Source organism: Micromonospora sp. ATLC16 (assembly GCF_057196645.1).
On record NZ_JBXUOW010000089.1, the window covers coordinates 1 to 17519 of the forward strand.

Sequence of the window (17519 nt, forward strand, 5' to 3'; positions counted from 1 at the left end):
CTGCCGACCCGGCGGATCCGCGCTGGGCGGCCGACGACCTCGACGCCGCCCTGGACGCCGCGCTGCCCGGGCCGTGGCGGGTGCACTACCACGTGCCACTGCACGCCCCACCCGAACCACCGCTGGGCTCGACCCTGCCGGTGCTGCGCGCCGCGCTGGCCGCGCTCTTCGCCGGTGCGGATGCCGGCTGCGACCACCTCGACGTCGAGACGTACACCTGGGGGGTGCTGCCGGCCGCGCGGCGCCCGCGCACCGACGCGGAGCTGGCCGCCGGGATCGCGGCCGAACTGGCCTTCACCCGGGACGAACTGGTCGCCCTCGGGCTGACCCTGTTATCGCATGAGGTGATCCCATGAGCACGAGGAGAGATCCGGTGAGTGCGAGGAGTGAGCCGGTCTTGCGAGCCCCGCAGGCGCTAACAAAGGCGGTTGGAGCATGAGCAGGCAGCTGGTGGTGCTCGACGTGGTGGGGTTGACCCCTCGGTTGCTGGCGCACATGCCCCGGCTGCGTGCGCTCGCCGACACCGGGTTCCGCGCCGAGTTGGGCACCGTGCTGCCGGCGGTGACCTGCTCGGTGCAGTCGACCTTCCTCACCGGCGCGCTACCCGCGGAACACGGCATCGTCGGCAACGGCTGGTACTTCCGGGATCTCGGCGAGGTGCTGCTCTGGCGGCAGCACAACGCGCTGGTCGGCGGGGAAAAGCTGTGGCAGGCCGCGCGCCGCGCCCGGCCCGGCTACACGGTGGCGAACGTCTGCTGGTGGTACGCGATGGGCGCGGACGTGAACTGGACGGTCACCCCGCGACCGGTCTACTACGCCGATGGTCGCAAGGAACCGGACTGCTACACGGATCCGCCGCAACTGCACGACGCGCTCACCGACCGGCTCGGCACCTTCCCGCTGTTCACCTACTGGGGACCGGGTGCGGGCCTGCCGTCGTCGCGTTGGATCTGCCGGGCGGCCGAGCAGATCCTCGCCGAGTCGTCGCCCGATCTGACCCTGGTCTACGTACCGCACCTGGACTACGACCTGCAACGTTTCGGCCCGTCATCGCCCCGCTCCGCCGCCGCGGCGGCGGAGCTGGACGGCGTGCTCGCGCCGCTGCTGGACGCCGCGCAGGCCCGTGACGCGACGGTGGTGGTGCTGTCGGAGTACGGCATCACCGAGGTGTCCCGGCCGGTGGACGTCAACCGGTTGCTGCGCACCGAGGGGCTGTTGCGGGTGCACACCCAGGTGGGCATGGAGTACCTCGACCCGTGGACCTCCCGCGCCTTCGCGGTCGCCGACCACCAGGTCGCCCACGTGTATGTGCGCGACCCGGCCGACGTGCCGGCGGTGGCGAAGCTCTGCGCCGGCCTGCCCGGGGTGGCCGAGGTGCTCGACGCCGACGGCAAGGCGGCCCACGGGTTGGGACATTCGCGCGCCGGTGAGCTGGTGCTGGTGGCCGAGCCGGACGCCTGGTTCACGTACTACTACTGGCTGGACGACGAGCGCGCGCCCGACTTCGCCCGGTTGGTGGAGATCCACCGTAAGCCCGGGTACGACCCGGCGGAGCTGTTCTTCGACCCGGCCGCGCCGGGCGCGGCGAAGCGCCGCGCCGGGGTCGCGCTGGCCCGCAAGAAGCTCGGCATGCGGTACCTGATGAACGTGGTCGGATTGGATGCCGGCGCACGGGCGGTCCGGGGCTCACACGGACGGCTGCCCGCCGACCCGGCCGACGGGCCGGTGCTGCTCTGCTCCGACGCGTCGGTGGCCCGGGACCGGATAGCGGCCACGGAGGTGAAGGGGCTGCTGCTGGAACTGGCCGGGATGGAGGGGCGGTGACGGTCGCCCAGGCGGCTGTCGATTCCGCCGGGCTGCGCGCCCGGTTCGACGCGGAGCTGACCGCCTTCCTCGACCGGCAGGATCCGGACTGGCCGGACGGTGCGCCCCGAGGGGTCTTCACCACGTTGCACCGATTCGTGCTCGCCGGCGGTAAGCGCCTGCGGCCGCTGTTCTGCTACTGGGGCTGGCGCGGCGCGGGCGGCCCGGACGGCACGCCGATCGTGGCCGCCGCCGCCGCGCTGGAGCTGTTCCACGCCTTCGCGCTGATCCACGACGACATCCTGGACGGCAGCGACCGCCGCCGGGGGGAGCCCTCGGTACACCGGATCTTCGCCGACCTGCACGCCCGCTCGTCGTGGCGGGGCGACCCCGAGGCGTACGGACGCAACACCGCCCTGCTCTGCGGTGACCTCTGCGCCGCCTGGTCGGATCAAATGTTCCACGAGTGCGGGCTCAGCCCTGACCAGGTGCGCCAGGGGTACGCCGTGTTCGCGCTGATGCGTACCGAGGTGATCGCGGGGGAGTACCTCGACCTGGTGTCCGGAGTGGGCGACGGCTCGGTGGCCAGCGCGCTCACGGTGATCCGGATGAAGGCGGCCCGCTACACGGTCACCCGGCCGTTGCAGATCGGCGCCGCGCTGGCGGGCGCGCCCGCCGAGCTGCTGGACGCGCTGGCCGAGTTCGGCGACCCGCTCGGGGACGCCTTCCAGCTCCGCGACGACGTGCTGGGGGTATTCGGTGACCCGGCGGTCACCGGTAAGTCCGTACTGGACGATCTGCGCGAGGGCAAACCGACGGTGATGATGGCGCTGGCCCGCGATGCCGCCGACCGGGCGCAGGGTGCCCGGCTGCGCGAGCTGTTCGGCAATCCCGACCTGGACGCCGACGGCGCCGCCGAGCTGCGCGAGATCATCGAGAGCACCGGGGCCCGCCGGAAGATCGAGCAGATGATCCAGGTCCGCGCCGAGGCCGGGTTGGCGGCGCTGGAACACACCGAGGTGACCGCGGAGAGTCGTACCGCCCTCATGGGGCTGGCCGCCCAGGCCATCGACCGGCAGCGCTGAGCGTCACCGCGCCACCGGGCGGCTTTTGACCGAGCTGACGAAAGTCTGTATCCGGCAGGCAGAAGATATAGACATATAGACGAATGGCGCTTACTGTCGTCGCCAGTACCGAAATGTTTCGTCGAGGTGAACCGGCGGCGCGGCATCCCCTCGGCACCCCCCGCTACGGCATCCGGCGCGACGGCGCGCGCCCCGCCCTGGCAGAAGCACTCGTCAGGAAGGGACAGCACTGCGATGTCCACCATGCGCACCACCCGCCACCCCGCACGGTGGTCCACCAGCGCTTCGGCGCTGCTCCTGGTCGTCACAGCCGGCACCGTTGCCATCGCCGGCCCGACCCCGGCCCGCGCCCACCCCATCGTCGCCAGCGACTTCCAGCAGGTCACCCTCGCCAAGGGCGCGGCCGAAGTCGGTGAACCGATGACCCTCGCGGTGCTGCCGGACCGCTCGGTCCTGCACACCGCCCGCAACGGCACCGTGCGTCGCACCGATGCGGCCGGCACCACGACCGTGATCGGTACCGTACCGGTCTACTCCCACGACGAGGAGGGATTGCAGGGCATCGGCGTCGACCCGAACTTCGCCAGCAACCGGCACATCTTCCTCTACTACGCGCCGCCGCTGTCCACCCCGAGCGGCGACGCGCCGGCCACCGCCAGCGACTTCTCCGCCTGGCAGGGAGTCAACCGGCTGTCCCGGTTCACCCTCAACGCCGACTTCACGCTCAACCAGTCCAGCAAGGTCGATGTCCTCGACGTGCCCGCCGACCGTGGTATCTGCTGCCACGTCGGCGGCGACATCGACTTCGACGCCGCGGGCAACCTCTATCTGTCCACCGGCGACGACACCAACCCGTTCGACTCGGGCGGCTACTCGCCGCTGGACGAGCGGACCAACCGCAACCCGGCGTACGACGCGCAGCGCAGCGCGGCCAACACCAACGACCTGCGCGGCAAGATCCTGCGGATCAAGGTCAACGCCAACGGGTCGTACTCGATCCCGGCCGGCAACATGTTCGCCCCCGGCACCGCCCGGACCCGCCCCGAGATCTACGCGATGGGCTTCCGCAACCCGTTCCGGATGGGCGTCGACAAGGCCACCGGCGTCGTCTACGTCGGCGACTACGGGCCGGACGCGGGCTCCACCTCCGCGCGTGGTCCCAGCGGCCAGGTCGAGTTCAACCGGGTCACCGGACCCGGCTTCTACGGCTGGCCGTACTGCACCGGCACCAACACCACGAACGAGACGTACGCCGAGTGGAACTTCGCCAACGGCACCGCCGGTCCGAAGTACAACTGCACCGGCGGCGCGACGAACAACTCGTTCCGCAACACCGGCCTGACCACCCTGCCGGCAGCCAAGCCGTCCTGGATCCGCTACGCCGGTGACGCCGGCAGCCCGCCGGAGTTCGGCGGCGGCTCCGAGTCGCCGAGCGGTGGCCCGGTCTACCGCTACAACGCGGCGTCGACGTCGACCACCAAGTGGCCGCAGAGCTTCGACGGGCTTTTCTTCGCCGGTGAGTTCGGGCGGGGTTGGATCAAGCCGATCCACGTCAACAGCGACGGCTCGGTGGGCGCGATCGACGCGTCGTTCCCGTGGAACGGCAAGCAGGTCATGGACATGGCCTTCGGCCCGGACGGTGCGCTCTACGTGCTGGACTACGGCACCGGCTACTTCAACGGCGACGCCAACTCGGCGCTCTACCGTTACGACTACGTCGCCGGAGGCAACCGGGCACCCACCGCGGTCGCCTCGGCGAACCGGACCTCCGGGGTCGCCCCGTTGAGCGTGAACTTCTCCTCGGCCGGGTCGTCGGACCCGGAGGGTGGGGCATTGACCTACTCGTGGGCGTTCGGCGACGGCACCACCTCCACGGCGGCCAACCCGAGCAAGACGTACACCGCCAACGGCAGCTACACCGCCACGCTCACCGTTCGCGACCCGCAGGGCGCGACCGGCACTTCGAGCGTGCAGATCCGGGTCGGGAACACCGCACCGACGGTCACCATCAACGGCCCGGTCAACGGATCGTTGTTCTCCTTCGGCGACACCGTGCCGTTCAGCATCACGGTGACCGACCCGGAGGACGGCACCATCGACTGCACCAAGGTCAAGATGACCTACGTGCTGGGCCACGACAGCCACGGCCACCAGATCACCTCGCGGAACGGTTGCTCCGGTTCGATCACGATCCCGGTGGACGGGGAGCACGACTACGCGGCGAACATCTTCGCCATCTTCGACGCCGAGTACACCGATGCCGGCGGGCTGACCACCCACACCCAGCACATCCTCCAGCCCCGCAGCCGGCAGGCCGAGCACTACAAGACCTCCGCCGGCGTCGGCACCTTCGAGAAGACGGCCGCCGAGGGCGGCAAGACCGTCGGCAACATCAACAACGGCGACTGGATCGCCTTCGAGCCGTACCGGATCAACAACGTCACGTCGTTCAGCGCCCGGGTCTCCTCGGCCGGCTCCGGCGGCACCCTCCAGGTACGGGCCGGCTCGGCCACCGGCACCGTGCTCGGCTCGGCCACCGTCCCGGTCACCGGCGCCTGGGACACCTTCACCACGGTCACCGGCACCATCAGCAACCCGCCGTCCGGCACCACCACGCTCTACCTGACCTTCGCCGGCACCGGGACGGGCGCGCTCTACGACCTGGACTCGTTCACCTTCACCACCGGCAGTGGCGGCACGGGCGGAACCGGTCCGATCGTGGGTCTGGCCGGTAAGTGTCTGGATGTACGTGACGCGGCCACGGCCGACGGTACGCAGATCCAGATCTACACCTGCAACGGGTCGGCGGCGCAGACGTGGACGGTGACGCCGAACTCGACGATCCGGGCGTTGGGCAAGTGCCTGGACATCGACGGCGCCGGGTCAGCTGACGGCACGAAGATCCAGTTGTACACCTGTAACGGCAGTGGGGCGCAGAACTGGTCGGCGCAGCCGAACGGCACGTTGCGGAACCCGAGTTCGGGCAAGTGTCTGGACGTGTCGAGCGACAGCTCCGCCGACGGGCAGGCCGTGCACCTGTGGACCTGTCACACCAACGCCAACCAGCGCTGGGTCCTGCCCTGATCCGAGGAGGGGCCCCTGGGCAACGCCTAGGGTTGGAAACAGGGGCCCCTCCTGACACCACCAATCGTTGGGAGAGCACATGCGCAGACTCCTCCGAACCACCGTCGGCCTGGCCACCGCGGCCCTCGCCGTCCTCGCCTGCACCACCCCGGCCACCCCCGCCAGCGCCGCCGACGCCCCGTACGACGTGCTGGTCTTCTCCAAGACGGCCGGCTTCCGGCACGACTCCATCGCCGTGGGCACCCAAACCATCCGGGACCTGGGCGCGGCTAACAGCTTCACCGTCACCGCCACCGAGGACGCCAACGTCTTCACCACCGGCAACCTCGCCCAGTACGAGGCGGTGATCTTCCTCAACACCACCGGCGACGTGCTCAACAGCAGCCAGCAGGGCGCGTTCGAGTCGTACATCGGCTCCGGCGGCGGCTACGTCGGCGTGCACTCCGCCGCCGACACCGAGTACGGCTGGTCCTTCTACGGCAACCTGGTCGGGGCGTACTTCCGCTCCCACCCGGCGATCCAGCAGGCCACCGTCCGGGTGGAGAACCGTGCCCACGCGGCCACCGCCCACCTGCCGCAGAACTGGGTCCGCACCGACGAGTGGTACGACTTCCAGAGCAACCCCCGCTCCGGCGCGCGGGTGCTGGCGAACCTCAACGAGTCCACGTACTCGGGCGGTGTGATGGGCGCCGACCACCCGATCGCCTGGTGCAAGACGTACAGCGGCGGTCGGTCCTTCTACACCGGCGGCGGGCACACCCAGGCGTCGTACGCCGAGCCGGCCTTCCGGGCGCACCTGCTCGGCGGCATCCGGTACGCGGCCGGCCGCACCAAGGCCGACTGCCGGCCGGAGACCGGCTACACCACCCTCTACAACGGCTCGACAAGCGGCTGGTCCCAGGCCGGGCCGGGCAGCTTCAGCAACTCCGACGCCACCCTGACGTCCGTCAGCGGGATGGGCCTGTTCTGGCACAGCGCCAAGCAGTTCACCAACTACTCGCTGAAGCTGGACTGGCGGTTGGCCGGCGACGACAACTCCGGGGTCTTCATCGGCTTCCCACCGTCGAGCGACCCGAACTCCGCCATCGACAACGGCTACGAGGTGCAGATCGACCCCACCGACGCCGCTGACCGGACCACCGGCGCGGTCTACGGCTTCAAGTCCGCCGACCTCGCCGCCCGGGACGCCGCGCTGAACCCGGCGGGGGAGTGGAACACCTACGAGCTGCTGGTGGAGGGGGAGCGCCTCCAGGTCTTCCTGAACGGCGCGAAGATCAACGACTTCACCAACACCGACCCGGTCCGGTCGCTCGCCGGCCACATCGGCATCCAGAACCACGGCACCGGCGACGACGTGGCGTTCCGCAACATCCGGATCAAGGAACTCGGCGGCTCGAACCCGCCGCCGGGCGGTGACCGGACCGGTCGGATCACCGGCCTGGCCGGTAAGTGTCTGGATGTACGTGACGCGGCCACGGCCGACGGTACGCAGATCCAGATCTACACCTGCAACGGGTCGGCGGCGCAGACGTGGACGGTGACGCCGAACTCGACGATCCGGGCGTTGGGCAAGTGCCTGGACGTCAACGGCGCCGGGTCGGCCGACGGCACGAAGATCCAGTTGTGGACCTGTAACGGCAGTGGTGCCCAGAACTGGTCGGCGCAGTCCAACGGCACGTTGCGGAACCCGAACTCGGGCAAGTGTCTGGACGTGTCGAGCAACAGCTCCGCCGACGGGCAGGCCGTGCACCTGTGGACCTGTCACACCAACGCCAACCAGCGCTGGGTCCTGCCGTAACCGCACCAGCAGTGCTGCCCCGGTGCGACGGCCGTCGCACCGGGGCACTTTCCTACCGCGCGCCGCCCGCCTAGAGTGAGAGACGGCGACCGTGAGGTGGCCGGTGAGTCGACGGGAGGCGCAACCCGTCGGCCCCAGACGCGCCAAGCGTCCACCGGTGCATCGTCGGGGCCGCCGCATCCGGTCGTCCCTCGCCCCGGTCCCGCAGGTAACGGAATCCCCAACACGACAGGGGAAAAGGACACATGGCGCGACCGATCACGCTGTTCACCGGCCAGTGGGCCGACCTTCCGTTCGACGAGGTGTGCCGGCTCGCCGCCGAGTGGGGCTACGACGGCCTGGAGATCGCCTGCTGGGGCGACCACTTCGAGGTCGACAAGGCCCTGGCCGACGACTCGTACGTCGAACGCAAACGGGAGACGCTCGCCAAGCACAACCTCCAGGTCTTCACCATCTCGAACCACCTGGTCGGCCAGGCGGTCTGCGACCACCCGATCGACGAGCGGCACCAGGGCATCCTGCCCGCCCGGATCTGGGGCGACGGCGAGGCCGAAGGGGTACGCCAGCGGGCCGCAGAGGAGATCAAGGACACCGCCCGGGCGGCGGCGAAGCTCGGCGTGGACACCGTCGTCGGCTTCACCGGCTCGTCGATCTGGCACACCCTGGCGATGTTCCCGCCGGTACCGCCGGAGATGATCGAGCGTGGCTACCAGGACTTCGCCGACCGGTGGAATCCGATCCTCGACGTCTTCGACGAGGTCGGCGTGCGCTTCGCCCACGAGGTGCACCCCAGCGAGATCGCGTACGACTACTGGACGACGAAGCGGACCCTGGAGGCGATCGGCAACCGGCCCGCGTTCGGGCTGAACTGGGACCCGTCGCACTTCGTCTGGCAGGAACTCGACCCGGTGAACTTCATCTTCGATTTCGCCGACCGGATCTACCACGTCGACTGCAAGGACGCCAAGGTGCGCACCGGCGACGGCCGTCGCGGTCGCTTGGCCTCGCACCTGCCCTGGGCGGACCTGCGCCGTGGCTGGGACTTCGTCTCCACCGGCCACGGCGACGTGCCCTGGGAGGACTGCTTCCGGGCGCTGAACGCCATCGGTTACTCCGGGCCGATCTCCGTCGAATGGGAGGACGCCGGGATGGACCGGCTGGTCGGCGCCCCGGAGGCGCTCCAGTTCGTCCGCCGGCTCGCTTTCGACGCGCCGTCCGCCGCCTTCGACGCGGCGTTCAGCAGCAAGGACTGAACGGCACGGACGCCCGGTGGGTCGGCCCGCAGCGGACCCCCGGGCGTCGCCTGTGGTCAGCCGGCGCTGAAGACGTGCTCGCTGGCCAGGTGGGCCGCGCCCACCACACCGGCCCGGCCCGCCAGATCGGACAGGACGATCGGCATGGTGCCGGTGGCCAGCGGCGCCGAGCGCCGGTAAACCACGCCACGGATCTCGGAGAGCAGCAGGTGCCCGAGCCCGTCGGGGGCCCCACCGATCACGACGAGGCCGGGGTTGAAGAAGCTGACCAGACCGACCAGCACGCGACCGAGCCGGCGGGCGGCATCGCGGACCAGCAACTGGGTGGCCGCATCCCCGGCGGTGGCGGCCGTGAACACGTCCGCGACGGCGAGCGTGCCCGCCTCGGCCAGCCGCGCGGCCAGCGCCGGGGAGCGATCCGACCGGGCGACCGCCAGCGCCGCCCGAACCAACCCGACATCCCCGCAGTACGCCTCAAGGCAACCGGCCTCACCACAGGCGCAGGGCGGGCCCTCCTCGCCGAGCGGTAGGTGCGCGATGTCGCCGGCGCTGCTGGTCGCACCCCGGTAGAGCGACCCGCCGAGCACCAGCCCGCAGCCGATCGCCGTGCCGAGCTTCAGGTAGAGGAAATCCTCGACGGTGCGGCCGATGCCGGCGTGCCGCTCGCCCAGGGCGAGCACGTTCGCGTCATTGTCGACCAGCACCGGGCAGCCCATCTCGGCGGCGAACGCGTCGCGCACCGGAAAGCGCTGCCAACGGGGCAGGACGGCCGGTGCGGTGGAGGTGCCGCCGTCGACCGGCCCGGGAAGGGCGACACCGACCCCGGTGAGTTCGGTGACGCCCAACTCGGCGCGGAGTTTGTCGACCAGCTCGACGGCCCGGCCGATGACCAGTTCCGGTCCGTCGCGCACGTCCGCCACCTCGCCGGTCTCGGCCAGCACGTTCAGCTCGCCGTCGGTGATCGCGACGGTGACCCGGTCGGTGGCGACCACCACGCTGGCGAAGCGCACGCCGCCGGAGAGGCGGAGCAACGACGACCGACGCCCGCCCCGGGAGGCCGCCGGCCCGGCGGTCTCGACCAGCCCTCGGGCGGTGAGCCGGTCCAGCTCGGTGGTGAGGGCCGTCCGGGAAAGACCCAGCAGGTCACCCAGCTCCACCCGGGAGCGGGGGCCTTCGTCCCGCAGCAACCGGACCAACCGTGCCTGCTGCGAATTCTCCGGCCGGACCAGGGTCATCTCGACCACCTCCGGGCGAAGTGTTCCACGGTGGTGTTTCGGACCAGTGGCCAGCCGAAGCCGACACTGTCAACGCCGAGCCGGAACGGCCTGCTGCCGGATGGGCATACGGACGGGCCCGGGCACCGACTTCGGTGACCGGGCCCGTCCGACGTGCTCAGAGAGTGCTGCCGTTGGTTCCGGTACCGGACGGCTTGGTGCGGGGGGTGGTGGACGTCGAAGCAGAGCTCGACGTGCCGGAACCCGACTTGGTGCCGGTCGTCGCCGGCGTACCGGCGAACGTGTCGTCGGCGGGGGTGATCCCCGCCTGGCCGTTGGCGTTCAGCTTCTCGCCCAGCTTGGAGTTGCCGAGCTTGTCCCTGCCCTCGTGGTAGAGACGGTTCGCCTGGGCCTGCGCGACCCCGGCCGCCTCCTGGACGGTCGGGTGGTCGAGCACCTTGCGGCCCCGGACCACCAACTCCTCGTACTTCTCCCGGCCGGCACGGGCGCCCAGGACGAATCCTGCAGCCAGCCCGCCAAGGAACATGATCTTTCCGCGCATGGCGGCTCCTTTCGTACCTGACGCGCCGTCGTCCCGCTCCCGGATGCCCGGGTGGCGGGACAGACCGATTCGCGCCTGCGTCCTGTCGTCGGCAGTCAACTACCCATCCTGCTCTCCGCTCATACCTCCATGTGCCAGGATGACGATTTGTCTGGTAAACGGCGTCCAGGTCGCTCGGTGGTGACCGATCAACCCCCTGGACCAACACCCCCCGCCGTCCTGTACTCTTGTGCCCGGCGCGCGGTGCGGAGCGATCCGCTCCGGGCGTTGTTGCGGTCCCCCGTAGCTCAATTGGCAGAGCAGCCGGCTGTTAACCGGCAGGTTTTTGGTTCGAGTCCAAACGGGGGAGCCTCCTAGCTCAACCTGACGCCCTCCGGCCTGATCCGGTGGGCGTCGCCCGTTCCCGCCAGATCACGCCGGTCGGCTTCGGCGGCGGCGCCCGGCCAGCCGGTCTACGCTGGTGCGCGTCGATCCTGCGACCACAGTCGGTGGGTGGAATGTCCGGAATCTGGAAGATCAATTCGGTCGAGTCGCGGCCGCCCGAGGCCACCCGCCACGTCGCGGTCACGCCGCACGCTCGCCGCCAACCCGCGCCGGCCCGACCAGGGCAGGGCGAACCCGATGTCCACTGACACCGACGTCGTGATCGTGGGCGGCGGCCTCGCCGGCCTCGCCACGGCCCGCCGCCTGCACCGCGCCGGAGTGTCCTGGCGGTTGGTGGAGGCCGCCGACCGGCTCGGTGGCCGGGTCGCCACCGACCCCGTCGACGGCTTCCTGCTGGATCGTGGCTTCCAGGTCCTCAACACCGCGTACCCCCGGCTCGGCGCGCTGCTCGACGTGGACCGTCTCGACCTCGGCTTCTTCGTTCCCGGGGTGCTGGTACGCAAGGGCGACCGGCTGCTGCGACTGGTCAATCCGCTGCGCGATCCCGCCGCTGGCCCGGGCACGGCCCTGGCCCCCGTCGGGTCACTGCCCGACCGGCTGCGTTTCGCCGCCCTCGCCGCGAGCTACGCCACGCTGCCCGCCGAACGTCTGCTTGCCAGGCCCGAAACCACCGCCGAGACGGCGCTGCGCCGCGCGGGTCTGTCCCACGCCATCATCGAGGGCCTGCTGCGCCCGTTCCTGTCCGGCGTGCTGCTCGACCGGGAACTGGCGACCTCCAGCCACGTCCTGGCTATGGTGCTGCGCTCGTTCGCCCGAGGCCGAGTCGGCCTGCCCGCCGACGGGATGGCGGCGTTGCCCCGGGCCGTCGCCGCCGCGCTACCGGCCGGGCTGCTGGACCTGAACACCACAGTCGTCGAGGTGGCGCCGGGGCGGGTCCGGACCAGCGCCGGTGAGTTGCGCTGCCGGGCCGTCGTCGTCGCCGTCGACCCGCCCGCCGCCGCCCGGCTGCTGGACCTGCCGCCGGTGCCCATGCACAGCTACACCACCTACTACCACGCCACCACCGAGCCGCCGGCGGCCGAGCCGATCCTGCTCATCGACGGCGACCGCCGCGAGATGGTCGCCAACACGGTGGTGGTCAGCCGGGCCGCGCCCAGCTACGCGCCGCCGGACCGGCACCTGATCGCCACCTCAGTGGTCGGGCCGTCGGTACCGCCCGAGTCGGCCGTGCGGCTGGAACTGACCCGGCTGTACGGGCGGCCCACCGCCGACTGGGAGCACCTGACCACGGTCACGATCCCCGCCGCGCTGCCCGCCGCGCCGCCGCCGCAGGGGCGGCTACGGAAGCCGGTGGCGCTGGGAAACGGGCTGTTCGTCGCCGGTGACCACCGCGACAGCCCGTCGATCCAAGGGGCACTCGCCAGCGGATGGCGCACCGCCGGCGCCACCCTGCGGCACCTGCGCGAGCACTGAAACTCGGAGTCACCAGGCCCGATGATGATCACTTATGATCCTCGCCATGCCCCGACCCCTCGCGCCGCCGGTGTTCGACACCGCGGCGGCGTACCCCCAGGTGGCCGCCGCGCGTGACGCGCTGGCCGCAGGCGACTGGCCGGCGATGCGCGCCGTCGTCGACGCCCAGGACGCCCACGGTAGAACGGTCCTCGTCGGCGACGCGGCGGACGCCGAGACCTTCCTCCGGACGGTACTCGCGGCACAACCGGACGACCCGGTGGCCGCTGCCATGCTGGGGGCACACCTCATCCGCGCCGGGTGGCGGATCCGGACCGCCCAACGGGCGCAGGATGTCAGCCGGGAACAGTTCGCCCAGTTCTTCGATCATCTGCGCCGGGCCGAGCAGGTCCTCATCGAGGCCACCGCCCGCCACCCGGACGACGCGGCAGCCTGGACCCAGCGGGTCACCAGCGCCCGCGGCCTGCAACTCGGCCAGGCCGAGGCCCGCCGCCGCTACGACCGCCTCGCCGCCCGGCACCCGCACCACCTGCCGGCACAGAGTGCCCTGTTACAGCAGCTCTGCCCGAAGTGGAGCGGCACCTGGGAGAAGGCGCACGACTTCACCCGGGAATGCACCGCCGCGGCACCGGCCGGCGCACCCAACGCCGTCCTCATCGTCGAGGTGCACCTGGAACAGGCCTTCGACCACGGCACCCTGTCCGCTGCGCGGGCATTCCTGCGCGACCAGCAGGTGCGCGCCGCGATCCACGATGCCGCCCAGCGCTCCATCTGGCACCCCGAGTTCCGCCACGATTGGGGCTGGGTCCGGGTACGCAGCACCTTCGCCCTCGCCCTCTGCCTGATGGAGGAGTGGACGTCGGCGGCGCAGCAGTTCGCCGCCCTCGGTGACCTCGGCGACGAGTCGATGTTCGGCTACTTCGGCGACGCGGTCGCGCAGTTCCAGCGGTTCCGCGACAAGGCGTACGCGAAGGGCGGCCAGCCGTGATCCAACACCTCGAAACCGACGGCGTGCCGACCCTGCTCGCCCCCACCGGCGGGCCGATGCGTGCCGGGCTGACCTTCCGGGTCGGCACCGCCGACGAGACGCTGGCCCGCCACGGCATCACCCACCTGCTCGAACACCTCGTTCTCGCCCCGCTGGGCACCGCCGACTACCACTTCAACGGCGCCACCGGACCAATCCTCACCACCTTCCACATGCAGGGCTCCGCACCCGACATCGCCACCTTCCTCACCTCCGTCTGCGCCAACCTGACCGACCTGCCGACCGGGCGGCTGGAGGTGGAGAAGGACATCCTGCGCACCGAGTGGAGCAGCCGGGGCGGCGCAGCCATCGACGACATCCCGTTGTGGCGCCACGGCGCCCGCGACCACGGACTCAGCAGCTACCCGGAATGGGGACTGGGCGGGCTCACCGCCGAGGAGCTGCGCCAGTGGGCCGCTCGCTGGTTCACCCGGGAGAACGCGGTGCTCTGGATCGCCGGTGACCGGGTGCCCGAAGGGCTGCGGCTGGACCTGCCCGCCGGCACCCGGCAGCCGCTGCCGGCTGCCTCGTCGGCGCTGCCGACCACCCCGGCGTACTTCGTGCACGGCGCACGGGCGGTGGTGCTCGACGCCGTCGTGCGGCGCCGCACCGCCGCGAACGTCTTCGCCGAGGTACTGGAGCGCGAACTGTTCCGGGCGCTGCGCCAGGACGCCGGTCTCTCCTACACCATCGGCAGCGGCTACGAACCGCGTGGCGACGGCCAGGCCCATCTGCGGGCCCTGGCCGACTCACTGGCCGAGAAGCAGGACGCCGTGCTCGGCGGATTCATCGACGTGCTGGCCAAGCTGCGGGTTGGCCGGATCGAGCAGAGCGACCTCGACGCCGTGGTCGCCAAGCGGATCGACATGTACGCCACCGCCGAGGCCGACGCCACCCGGCTGCCCGCGTACGCCTTCAACCTGCTCACCGGCGAGCCCAACCGCACCATCGACGAGCAGCTCGGGCAGCTGAAGGCGGTCACCCTCGCCGACCTGCACGAGGTCGCCCAGGAGGCGTACGCCTCGGCGCTGCTGATGGTGCCGAACGGAACCAGCGCCGACTGGGCCGGCTTCACCGCCGCGCCCACCTCGTCGGAGTCGACCGTCGCGGGCACCACCTACCGCGCCCGCGACGACGACAGCCGACTGCTCGTCGGCACCGACGGGGTCAGCCACACCGGTGCCGGCGACACCCTCACCGTCCGGTACGCCGACTGCGCCGCGATGCTCGCCTGGCCCGACGGTGCCCGGCAACTCATCGGCCACGACGCGATCGTGCTGCACATCGAACCGACCCTGTTCGACACGCATCCGGCGGCGATGCACGTCATCGACAGCGGAGTACCGGTCGACCGGCAGATCACCATGCCGCCCCGCGACCCGCAGAGCATCCCGCAACCGCGTGCCCTCCGCGCGGCCCGCGAGCACCTCGCCCGGCCGAAGCGGGCCGGGTGGGAGATCCTGCTGATGGTGCTCAGCGGCCTGGCCACGCTGGTGGTGGGCGGATTCACCCTGCTGCTCACCATCGGCATGCTGATCAGCCCCACCGCCGAGGAGGACGTCACCGTCCTGTGGGGTGCGGTCCTGATCGGCTGGGTGCTCACTGTTATCCTCGCGTTGCCCATCGTGCTGCTGACGCGAAGGGGACGCCGGTGAGGAGAGACCGTCGACGCTGAAACCCTCCGAGCGGTGCGGTCCGTGGACCACACCGCAGTGTCGGGAAGGTGCGTTGGCCGGTGATCGACTGGGCGGGATAAGATCCGCCCGGTGCCGGGGCGGTAGCTCAGCCGGTTAGAGCAGGGGACTCATAATCCCTCGGTCGCGGGTTCGAGTCCCGCCCGCCCCACCGACCGCACCATTGTGCGAACCGGTGGTTCGCCACCCGGACCGCCGACTTGCCGCTAGTGTGCCGCGGCCGCCCGGGTTGTCCTTGAGGTCGGACAGTTGCGGCACCTTCTTGGTTCGACGTCGCCCACCGCGACAACCGACCCGCACGAGCCAGATGGGCCCGCCCACGCCCCGATCGCCGCACAACATCTGAACCACTCCGCACGACCCGACATGGGCAGTGAGCAGGGACTATCCCGCTCCGCCCGGCCTTGCCATGTGAACGACCGGTCTCGTGCGGTAGACATCGGTCCGTCTCATTTGATGTACTTGCGTCAAGCTACACGGGGAGTTGCAATGTTTGGCATACTAGGTCCGTTGCTGATCGCGAATGAGGCGGAACACGCTAAGATTACTTCTTCGAAAGCGCGCGCCCTCGCTGTCATGCTACTGCTCGAGAATCGGCAGCAGATTCACCTCGACACATTGATGACGGCGCTCTGGGATCACGGGATATCGTCCGGTGCTGCGAATCTGCGCAACTATGTCGCCTTGGTGCGACGCGCCCTGAGGAGAGTCGACGAACGACTGGGCGATTCGCTATTGACGGTGTCGGGAAACGGCGCGGGTTTGAAAGCGTCCTACCAACTCAATGTCGATCCGGAACTCATCGATGGCACAGGTTCCGTTCTCTCGCGGCTCAGGGCCGACGCGAACTCAACGGGAGAAACGCGAAGGCCGCCATCGCAACGTTGGAACGGGCACTTCGGCTGTGGCGTGGACCGGCCGGAATCGATGCCGCCGGCTCCAGTCGCCTGCGACGGCGTCTGGACGCGCTCGACGAACAGCGGATCGGAACCCAGGAATGCCTCATGCTGGCCCAGCTCTCACAGGGCCATGTGTCTTCCATCATCCCCAATGTGCGAGACGTTCTGGCCACCGACCCGCTACGAGAACCGTGCTGGATGCTGCTGATGAAGGCCCTCTACGCAGAAGGTGCCGTCTCCGCAGCGCTGAGTGCCTACCAGCAGGCGAGATGCGCACTGGGTGAGGAACTCGGCATTGAGCCGTCGTCCGAGCTGCAGGAGCTGCACGTCGCTATCCTTCGAGGCGACGAGCCAGCGTCACCGAGGTGATCTCAGCAAGGAACTGGGCGCGGTTCGGGATGACACGGGCGTAGTGTCCATAACGGGCAGTGGGGGATTGGATAAGGACGTGGAGCCATCGGTAGACAGGTTCTTGCGACGGAATCGGTCTCCGAGAGGGCTCCACGTGATCACCTATTCTGCCAGGCTCGACGTCCCCAGGGAACTCGTGCGACACGTGGCGCGGCTACTGCGCGCCGAACGTCGGGCGGTGGGCACCCGCCGCCGCGCCAGGGAGTTGACGTGCTTCTACCAGGCGCTCCTGGTACTGTTGTGGTTCCGCAAGGGCGAGGACAAGACCACCCTCGGGGCGGGGTTCGGGGTGTCCAGGGCCACCGCGTACCGGTACGTCGCCGAGGCCGTGCGAGTCCTGACGGCGCAGACCCCCACCCTGCACGACGCGTTGCGTCGGGTCGCCGCCGACGGCTGGTCGCACGTGATCCTCGACGGGAAGCTGTTCGACACCGACCGGCTGGCCGAGACGACCACCAGCGTGAAGGGCGACACCATCGACGCGTGGTACTCGGGAAAGCACCGCGACTTCGGCGCGAACATTCAAGCGGTGATGCGCCCCGACGGACTGCCGATCTGGACCTCGGATGCGATGCCAGGGCACCTGCACGACCTGACCTGCGCCCAGACGTTGGACGTCACCGGCGCCCTGTACTGGGCAGCCTCCGAACTACACCTGCCGACCCTCGCCGACTCGGGCTACGAAGGCGCTGGCCAGGGCATCCACACCCCCTACAAGCAACCAGGGCCTTTGCAAGGTCGGGATTTGACCGTTTTACGTTAGGCCGAGGAGTCGGAGGGATTGGTACGGATCTCGGCCGTTTCGGCGTAAGGCTGGTGCTATCGAGGTGAC

12 protein-coding genes, 2 tRNA genes and 1 pseudogene are annotated in these 17519 nt (G+C 70.3%); 13 read left to right on the forward strand and 2 right to left on the reverse strand.

The genetic code is table 11. The annotated features are described in order from the left end of the window. The 6 genes and pseudogenes from AC2CHE_RS24370 to AC2CHE_RS24395 form a co-directional block, all read left to right on the forward strand. Positions 1-356, forward strand: a pseudogene (locus tag AC2CHE_RS24370) (metabolite traffic protein EboE); the annotation flags it as partial. A 79-nt stretch (positions 357-435) separates the two neighbouring features. Next, entirely contained in the window at positions 436-1824 is a 1389-nt protein-coding gene (locus tag AC2CHE_RS24375) for an alkaline phosphatase family protein (protein ID WP_484507181.1), read from the forward strand. Next, complete coding sequence (locus AC2CHE_RS24380) at positions 1821-2888, forward strand: polyprenyl synthetase family protein (RefSeq protein ID WP_484507182.1); 1068 nt, start codon at positions 1821-1823, stop codon at positions 2886-2888. The genes AC2CHE_RS24375 and AC2CHE_RS24380 overlap by 4 nt, the downstream gene beginning before the upstream one ends. A gap of 243 nt (positions 2889-3131) precedes the next feature. After that, entirely contained in the window at positions 3132-5972 is a 2841-nt protein-coding gene (locus tag AC2CHE_RS24385) for a carbohydrate-binding protein (RefSeq protein WP_484507191.1), read from the forward strand. A gap of 79 nt (positions 5973-6051) precedes the next feature. Next, complete coding sequence (locus tag AC2CHE_RS24390; protein ID WP_484507183.1) at positions 6052-7770, forward strand: ThuA domain-containing protein; 1719 nt, start codon at positions 6052-6054, stop codon at positions 7768-7770. Positions 7771-8015: 245 nt separating this feature from the next. Further along, entirely contained in the window at positions 8016-9023 is a 1008-nt protein-coding gene (locus AC2CHE_RS24395) for a sugar phosphate isomerase/epimerase family protein (protein ID WP_484507184.1), read from the forward strand. A 56-nt stretch (positions 9024-9079) separates the two neighbouring features. Here AC2CHE_RS24395 and AC2CHE_RS24400 read toward each other — a convergent pair whose 3' ends face one another. Together AC2CHE_RS24400 and AC2CHE_RS24405 are read right to left on the reverse strand one after the other, a co-directional pair. Further along, complete coding sequence (locus AC2CHE_RS24400) at positions 9080-10258, reverse strand: ROK family transcriptional regulator (protein ID WP_484507185.1); 1179 nt, start codon at positions 10256-10258, stop codon at positions 9080-9082. A gap of 157 nt (positions 10259-10415) precedes the next feature. Further along, positions 10416-10799 carry a hypothetical protein gene (locus tag AC2CHE_RS24405; protein ID WP_484507186.1) on the reverse strand — a complete coding sequence of 128 codons (384 nt, stop codon included), beginning with the start codon at positions 10797-10799 and terminating at the stop codon, positions 10416-10418. A gap of 276 nt (positions 10800-11075) precedes the next feature. Between AC2CHE_RS24405 and AC2CHE_RS24410 the strand changes: the two genes are divergently transcribed. The 7 genes from AC2CHE_RS24410 to AC2CHE_RS24440 all read left to right on the forward strand — a co-directional run bounded on the left by AC2CHE_RS24410 (position 11076) and on the right by AC2CHE_RS24440 (position 17450). Beyond that, positions 11076-11148, forward strand: a tRNA-Asn gene (locus tag AC2CHE_RS24410). Between the two features lie 272 nt (positions 11149-11420). Further along, positions 11421-12656, forward strand: coding sequence for an NAD(P)/FAD-dependent oxidoreductase (locus AC2CHE_RS24415; protein ID WP_484507187.1), 1236 nt, complete (start codon positions 11421-11423; stop codon positions 12654-12656). Between the two features lie 46 nt (positions 12657-12702). After that, entirely contained in the window at positions 12703-13644 is a 942-nt protein-coding gene (locus AC2CHE_RS24420; protein WP_484507188.1) for a hypothetical protein, read from the forward strand. Then, positions 13641-15338, forward strand: coding sequence for a M16 family metallopeptidase (locus AC2CHE_RS24425; RefSeq protein WP_484507189.1), 1698 nt, complete (start codon positions 13641-13643; stop codon positions 15336-15338). The genes AC2CHE_RS24420 and AC2CHE_RS24425 overlap by 4 nt, the downstream gene beginning before the upstream one ends. Positions 15339-15454: 116 nt before the next feature. Then, positions 15455-15528: transfer RNA gene (locus AC2CHE_RS24430), tRNA-Ile, on the forward strand. Between the two features lie 583 nt (positions 15529-16111). Continuing rightward, entirely contained in the window at positions 16112-16645 is a 534-nt protein-coding gene (locus AC2CHE_RS24435) for an AfsR/SARP family transcriptional regulator (RefSeq protein ID WP_484507192.1), read from the forward strand. Between the two features lie 136 nt (positions 16646-16781). Further along, on the forward strand, positions 16782-17450 hold the full coding sequence (locus AC2CHE_RS24440; RefSeq protein ID WP_484507190.1) for a transposase family protein: 669 nt from the start codon (positions 16782-16784) through the stop codon (positions 17448-17450). The last annotated feature ends 69 nt before the right edge of the window (positions 17451-17519 follow it).